The 6,614-nt window shown below is 74.5% G+C and carries 5 protein-coding genes; 4 read left to right on the top strand and 1 reads right to left on the bottom strand.

Annotated features, from left to right (window positions below; genetic code table 11):
- The 4 genes from AKI01S_RS47695 to AKI01S_RS47690 all read left to right on the top strand — a co-directional run.
- A partial coding sequence (locus AKI01S_RS47695; RefSeq protein ID WP_067833529.1) for a PhoX family protein occupies positions 1 to 1,826 on the top strand: 1,826 nt, incomplete at its 5' end.
- Between the two features lie 51 nt (positions 1,827 to 1,877).
- Positions 1,878 to 2,033, top strand: a complete 156-nt coding sequence (locus AKI01S_RS52370) for a glycine zipper domain-containing protein (RefSeq protein ID WP_169814147.1) — start codon at positions 1,878 to 1,880, stop codon at positions 2,031 to 2,033.
- Between the two features lie 77 nt (positions 2,034 to 2,110).
- Complete coding sequence (locus tag AKI01S_RS52365; protein ID WP_169814146.1) at positions 2,111 to 2,281, top strand: glycine zipper domain-containing protein; 171 nt, start codon at positions 2,111 to 2,113, stop codon at positions 2,279 to 2,281.
- A 158-nt stretch (positions 2,282 to 2,439) separates the two neighbouring features.
- Positions 2,440 to 3,885, top strand: coding sequence for a hypothetical protein (locus tag AKI01S_RS47690; protein WP_067833526.1), 1,446 nt, complete (start codon positions 2,440 to 2,442; stop codon positions 3,883 to 3,885).
- Between the two features lie 223 nt (positions 3,886 to 4,108).
- Here the strand turns inward: AKI01S_RS47690 and purL are convergent, their stop codons facing one another.
- Positions 4,109 to 6,307, bottom strand: a complete 2,199-nt coding sequence (purL, locus tag AKI01S_RS47685) for a phosphoribosylformylglycinamidine synthase subunit PurL (RefSeq protein WP_067833532.1) — start codon at positions 6,305 to 6,307, stop codon at positions 4,109 to 4,111.
- Between the last annotated feature and the right edge of the window lie 307 nt (positions 6,308 to 6,614).

The raw sequence follows: 6,614 nt of genomic DNA, 5'->3' as shown, positions 1-6,614 counted from the left end.
CCCCCGCGTACGCCGCGCCCGCCGCCCCGGCGGCCCCGGCCCGGCCGGGCGGCGGCGGGCACCGGCTGCGCTTCACGCCGGTCGCGCCCAACAAGGACGACAAGGTCACCGTGCCCGACGGGTACGAGGCGTCGGTCGTGGTGCGCTGGGGCGACCCGGTGCTGCCGGGCGCGCCGAAGTTCGACTTCGACCGGCAGACGCCCGAGGCGCAGGCCAGGCAGTTCGGCTACAACTGCGACTTCGTCACGTTCTTCCCGCTGGGCCGCGACCGCGCGCTGCTGTGGGTGAACCACGAGTACACCGACGAGGAGCTGATGTTCCGCGGCTACCAGGGCGGGGCGGCCGCGACCGAGCAGCAGATCCGGATCGCGATGGCCGCGCACGGCGGCTCGGTCGTGGAGATCGAGCGCGTCGGACGCACCGGCCGGTGGAAGCTGGTCACCCGGGGCCGCCGCCGCTTCAACCGGCGCGTCACCGCCCACACGAGGATGGTCCTCACCGGCCCGGCCGCCGGGCACCCGCTGCTGCGCACCGCCGCCGACCCGCGCGGCCGCGAGGTGTACGGCATGCTGAACAACTGCGCCGGCGGCGTCTCCCCGTGGGGCACGATCCTCACCGCCGAGGAGAACTTCAACCAGTACTTCGTGGCCACCAACGGCGTCTCCGCCGAGGTCAAGCCCGCGTTCGACCGGTACGGCATCCCCACGAACGTCCCCGGGGACAGCCGCCGCTGGGACCGCGTCGAGGAGCGCTTCGACCTGTCCAAGCACCCCAACGAGGCCAACCGCTTCGGCTGGATCGTCGAGATCGACCCGTTCGACCCGCACTCGGCCCCGCGCAAGCGCACCCACCTCGGCCGCTTCAAGCACGAGGCCGCCAACAGCACCCTGTCGCGGGACAAGCGCGCCGTCATCTACATGGGCGACGACGAGCGCTTCGACTACATCTACAAGTTCGTGTCGTCGGGCCGGTACGTGCCGGGCTCGCGCCGCCACAACATGAAGCTGCTGGACCACGGCACCCTCTATGTGGCGAAGTTCACCGGCGACAGCCCCCAGGCGGAGATCGACGGCTCCGGGAAGCTCCCCTCCGACGGCGCCTTCGACGGGTCCGGCGAGTGGATCCCGCTGGTGCGCGGCGACCGGAGCTTCGTGCCGGGCATGACGGCCGCCGAGGTGCTCGTCCACACCCGGCTGGCCGCCGACAAGGTCGGCGCGACCAAGATGGACCGCCCCGAGGACATCGAGCGCAACCCGAGGACCGGCGCGATCTACGTCGCGCTCACCAACAACACCCGCCGCACCCCCGCGCAGGTCGACGAGGCCAACCCGCGCCCGGCCAACAAGCACGGCCACATCCTGGAGATCGTGGAGCGGGGGAACGACGCGGGCGCGACGACGTTCCGGTGGAGCGTCCCGCTGGTCGCCGGGGACCCCAAGGACCCCGCGACCTACTTCGCCGGGTACGACAAGTCGAAGGTCAGCCCGATCTCCTGCCCGGACAACCTGACGTTCGACTCCGACGGCAACCTGTGGATCTCCACCGACGGCAACGCGCTGGGCTCCAACGACGGCCTGTTCGCGATGCCGGTGCAGGGCCGGGAGCGCGGCCACGTCCGGCAGTTCCTCACCGTCCCCTACGGCGCGGAGACCTGCGGACCGCTGATCACCAAGGACCAGAAGACGGTGTTCGTCGCGGTCCAGCACCCCGGCGAGATCACCGGCGCCAGCCCCGACAAGCCCGCCAGCCGCTGGCCCGACGGCGACCAGCCGCGCCCGTCGGTGGTGTCGGTCTGGCACGCGCGGGGGCGTGACATCGGCGCCTGACCCGGTTCCCCCCTCTGCCAGAATCGATCATGTGTGGCGAGGGGGGATCGGATGAACAAGAAGGCGGTGTCGGGCCTCGGTCTGGGCCTGGTCCTCGGGGTCCTCATCGGGGCGGCGCTCGCGGCCGTGATGGAGAACACGGCGTTCGGCATGGCCATCGGCCTCACGCTGGGCGTCGCCCTGGGCTCCTCCCACGCCAAACGATGACCGTCCGGGCGAGGAAACCATGACACGGCGACGTGCGTCCCATCCCCGTTCGCGGTGACCACGACCAAGGGGTGGGCATGGAGGACGGCAGGGACGAGAGGGCGGGCGCGCGGCGGGCGTCGGGGCTCGGCGTCGGGCTCGCGCTCGGCGCGGCCCTGGGCCTCGCGCTGGGCGACCTCGCCCTCGGGCTGCCCCTCGGGCTGCTGTTCGGCGTCGCCGTCGGTCACGGCCTCGGCGGGAAGCGCTGAACCCGACGGGGTGGGATCGCAGGCTGCTGTGGCAGGCGGCCTCGCTGCTCTCCCCGGACCTGCGGGACGCGGCCCGGGCGGAGCTGCCCCACCCGTCCCCCCGGCCCCCGGCGCGGCCGGTCGCCGAGGTCGCCGAACGGCTGCGCGCGGTCTCCTCGGTGCTGGACGGCGACGCCGTCCTGGACACGTCGGGGCCGCTGGACTGGGCGGGGCTGGCGGCCGAGCACCGGCGCGCGCCGTTCGGCCGGGTGCAGCGCCGGGTCCTGGTCGCGCGGACCGACTGCCCCGAGGCGTTCGTCACGGAGCTGCTGACGCCCTGGGACAGCGGGGTCGCCAACCGGCTCGTCATGCGCCGGGCGCCGGCGCCCCGGTGGGCGATCCGGGCCGCGGCGGAACGGATCGGGGAGATGCGCCCGTCGTTCCTGCGGGCCGAGCTGTCCCAGAGGAACGTGGAGGAGATGATCCTCGGCACGCCGCACCTGAACCTGCTGGTGCGCGCGGTCGACGGCTACGACCACAACCACCACCGGCAGGTGCGCGCGTTCTGGGAGTGCGCGGGCGTGCTGCTGTGGAGCCGCCTCGGGGACGACCGGTCCGCCTGGCTGGCGGCCTCCGCGTCGCTCCCCGGGCACCCCTGGACGTTCGACCACCTCGTGCGCGTGGCGCGGCGGCGCCCGGCCGTGCCCGCCGAACGCGCCGACCTGCGCGTCCTGGCCCAGGCCCCCGACGCGGTGCTGACCGGGGTGGCCGCCGGGCTGCCCGACCGGACGCTGGGCGCGATGGCGGATCCCGCCCGGAGCCTGCGGGCGCGGGGCGTGTTGACGGCCATGATCGTGGACCGGCTCGCCGAGTCCGGGGTGCCGCCCCGCGAGCTGTTCGCGCGCTGGACCTACGGCTCCCGGTGCGAGCCCGCGACGCGGGTGTGGGCGCACGGGCTGTACCCGTCGCTGGACTCGACCAACCGGAGCGCGGCCGTCTACGACGTGCCCCTGCGCCGCATGCTGGCGGCCCGTTTCCCGGCGCGGCGGCCCACGGACCTGATCGCGGCGCTGCGGTCCTGCCCCGACGCGATCAGGGCCGAGGCGCTGCTGACGGCGGCGTGCGGCGAGCAGGGCTCACCCGACTGGCGCGCGCTGGTCCGGGCCCAGCGGCGGAGATCGCTGCCGGACCACGTCCTGGGCGCCCTGGCCGCCCGCGCGGGCTTCCCCGCGCGGCTCGCCCGGGCCCTGCCCACCCGCGGCTCGACCGGCCTGCGCGAGCTGGTGGCGTCCCAGAGTCCGGAGGCGGCCCGCGCCGCCGTGACCGCGCTGCACAGGATCCACAACGCCGAGGGCGTGCTGAACCGGATCCACGCCACCGGCGTCCTGCCGGACGAGGAGGTCCTGGCGATCGGCCGTCCCGCCCGGGACGTCCTCGTGTTCGCCTACTCCCTGTCCCACCGGACCACCCCGGCCGAGGACCGGTTCCTCGGCGGCCTCGTCCGGCTCGTGGAGGAGGCCGCGCGCGAGGCGCCGCCGGGCTTCTGGACGGCGCTGCTGGACCTGCTGCCGGACTTCGGGGGAACGCTGCCGGAACTGCTCGCCGCCGCCCGCGAACGGCCCTGAGACTGGTTCCGGGGCACTAGCGCCGGGCCCGCCGTTGGGTGCCCCGGCTTCTATCGACCCGGTCCCGTTGCGCCCAGGATGGGACGCGTTCCTCCACCGAGGCCGGCGCGAGGGCCGTGAGCGGTCGGTCGCGCCGTCCGACCGCTCCGCGGGGGAGCGATGCGGGAGAACACGAAGGCGCCCGGCCTCCGACGAGGAGGACGGGCGCCTTCGCGCCCGGGCGTCAGCTCGCGTAGCTCGGGAGCGTGTGCTCGTGGGCCTCGCGCAGCTCCAGCAGCGGGACCGAGAACAGCTCGTGCTCGCCCTCCGCGCCGTAGCCGTTGACCGTCAGGGCGTCGCCGCCCGCCACGCCGATCTGGGTGACCGGGACCCCGGCCTGCTCGCACAGGGCCGCCAGGCGGGCCTCGCCGCCGGGGCGGACCGCGACCATGGCACGGGCCACCGACTCGCTGAACAGCGCCACGAACGGGTCCCCGGCCAGCGTGATCCGCGCGCCGAGCCCGCCGCGCAGGCAGGACTCGACCAGCGTCTGCGACAGGCCGCCGTCGGACAGGTCGTGCGCGGCGGTCAGCAGGCCCTCCCGCATCGCGGCGATCAGCACCGAGGCCAGCGCGGCCTCGGCGGCCAGGTCCACCTTCGGCGGCAGGCCGCCCAGGTGGCCGTAGACGACGTGCGCCCATTCGGAGCCGCCGAACTCCTCACGGGTCTCGCCCAGCAGCGCGATCGTCGCGCCCTCGGAGGTCAGCGACATGTTCACGCGGCGGCGGACGTCGTCGTGGACGCCCAGCACGCCGATGACCGGCGTCGGGTTGATCGGCTGGTCGCCGGTCTGGTTGTAGAACGACACGTTGCCGCCGGTCACCGGGACGCCCAGGTACTGGCACGCGTCGGCCAGACCCTCGACGGCCCTGGCGAACTGCCACATCACGCCCGGGTCCTCCGGCGAGCCGAAGTTCAGGCAGTTGGTGACGGCCAGCGGGCGGGCGCCGGTGGCGGCGACGTTGCGGTACGCCTCCGACAGCGCCAGCTGCGCGCCCGCGTACGGGTCGAGGCGGGTGTACCGGCCGTTGCCGTCCAGCGACAGCGCGATGCCGAGGCCCGTCTCGTCGTCGATGCGGACGACGCCGGCGTCCTCCGGCATCGCGAGGACGGTGTTGCCCAGCACGTACCGGTCGTACTGCGACGTCACCCAGGTCTTGCTGGCCAGGTTCGGCGAGCCGGCCAGCCACAGCACCGTGCGGCGCAGCTCGTCGCCCGAGGTCGGGCGGGTGAGGCGGCCGGGCGTGTCGGCCTGGAGCGCGCCCAGGTCGGCGGGCGGCGCGAACGGCCGCTCGTACACCGGGCCCTCGTCGGCGGCGGTGCCCGGCGGGATGTCCACGATGGTCTCGCCGCGCCAGGTCATCACCAGGCGGCCGGTGTCGGTCACCTCGCCGATGACGGTGGCGGGGATCTCCCACCGGCCGCAGATCTCCATGAACCGCTCGACCTTGGCGGGCTCGACGACCGCCATCATGCGCTCCTGCGACTCGCTCATGAGGATCTCCTCAGGGCGCAGGGTCGAGTCGCGCAGCGGAACGGCGTCCAGGTCCACGTGCATGCCGCCGGTCCCGGCCGCCGCCAGCTCGGTGGTGGCGCAGGACACCCCGGCCGCGCCGAGGTCCTGGATGCCGACGACCAGGTCCTCGCCGAACAGCTCCAGGCAGCACTCGATCAGCAGCTTCTCGGTGAACGGGTCACCGACCTGCACGCTGGGCCGCTTGGCGTGCGACTCGTCGTCGAAGCTCGCCGAGGCCAGCACCGACGCGCCGCCGATGCCGTCGGGGCCGGTCAGCGCGCCGAACAGGATCACCTTGTTGCCGGGGCCGGGGGCCGTGGCGCGCTTGATGTCCTCGTGCTTCATCACGCCCACGCACAGGGCGTTCACCAGCGGGTTCTGGGCGTAGCAGGCGTCGAAGACGGTCTCGCCGCCGATGTTGGGCAGGCCCAGGGAGTTGCCGTAGCCGCCGATGCCCGCCACGACGCCCGGCAGCACGCGCTGGGTGTCGGGCGCGTCGGCGGGGCCGAACCGCAGCGAGTCCATCACGGCGACCGGGCGCGCGCCCATCGACATGATGTCGCGGACGATGCCGCCGACGCCGGTCGCCGCGCCCTGGTAGGGCTCGACGTAGGACGGGTGGTTGTGCGACTCGACCTTGAACGTGACGGCCCAGCCGTTGCCGATGTCGACGACACCGGCGTTCTCGCCCATGCCGACCAGCAGCGCGTCGGTCCTGGGGGCCTTGCTGCCGAACTGGCGCAGGTGCACCTTGGACGACTTGTAGGAGCAGTGCTCGCTCCACATCACCGAGTAGATCGCCAGCTCGGCGGAGGTGGGGCGGCGGCCCAGGATGTCCCGGACCCGCCGGTACTCCTCGTCGTTCATGCCGAGCTCGACGTAGGGCTGCCTGCGGTCCGGGGTCCGGGCCGCGACCGCGACGGTGTCGGTCCCGAGGTCCGGCTCGGCGTGCGCGGCGGGAGCCGGGGCCGCGGGGACCGGGGCGGCGGGGGCCGCGGCGGGCTCGGGCAGCGGGACCTCGGCCTCGTAGTCGGCCGGGAGCGCGACCTGCGGGCCGGACGCGTCGGGTCCGGCCGGGACGGGCCGCGGCTCGGCGGGCCGTTCCGGCGGGACCGAGGTGCCCTCGGCGGCCAGCGCCTGCACGAAGTCGCGGACGGCGCCCTCGGGGTGCCCG

Origin of the sequence: Actinomadura kijaniata NBRC 14229, from assembly GCF_001552175.1 — a bacterium.
Classification (GTDB): Bacteria; Actinomycetota; Actinomycetes; order Streptosporangiales; family Streptosporangiaceae; genus Spirillospora; species Spirillospora kijaniata.
Note: the sequence above shows the minus strand (reverse complement) of the source record. Positions and strands in the feature narration are given on the sequence as shown.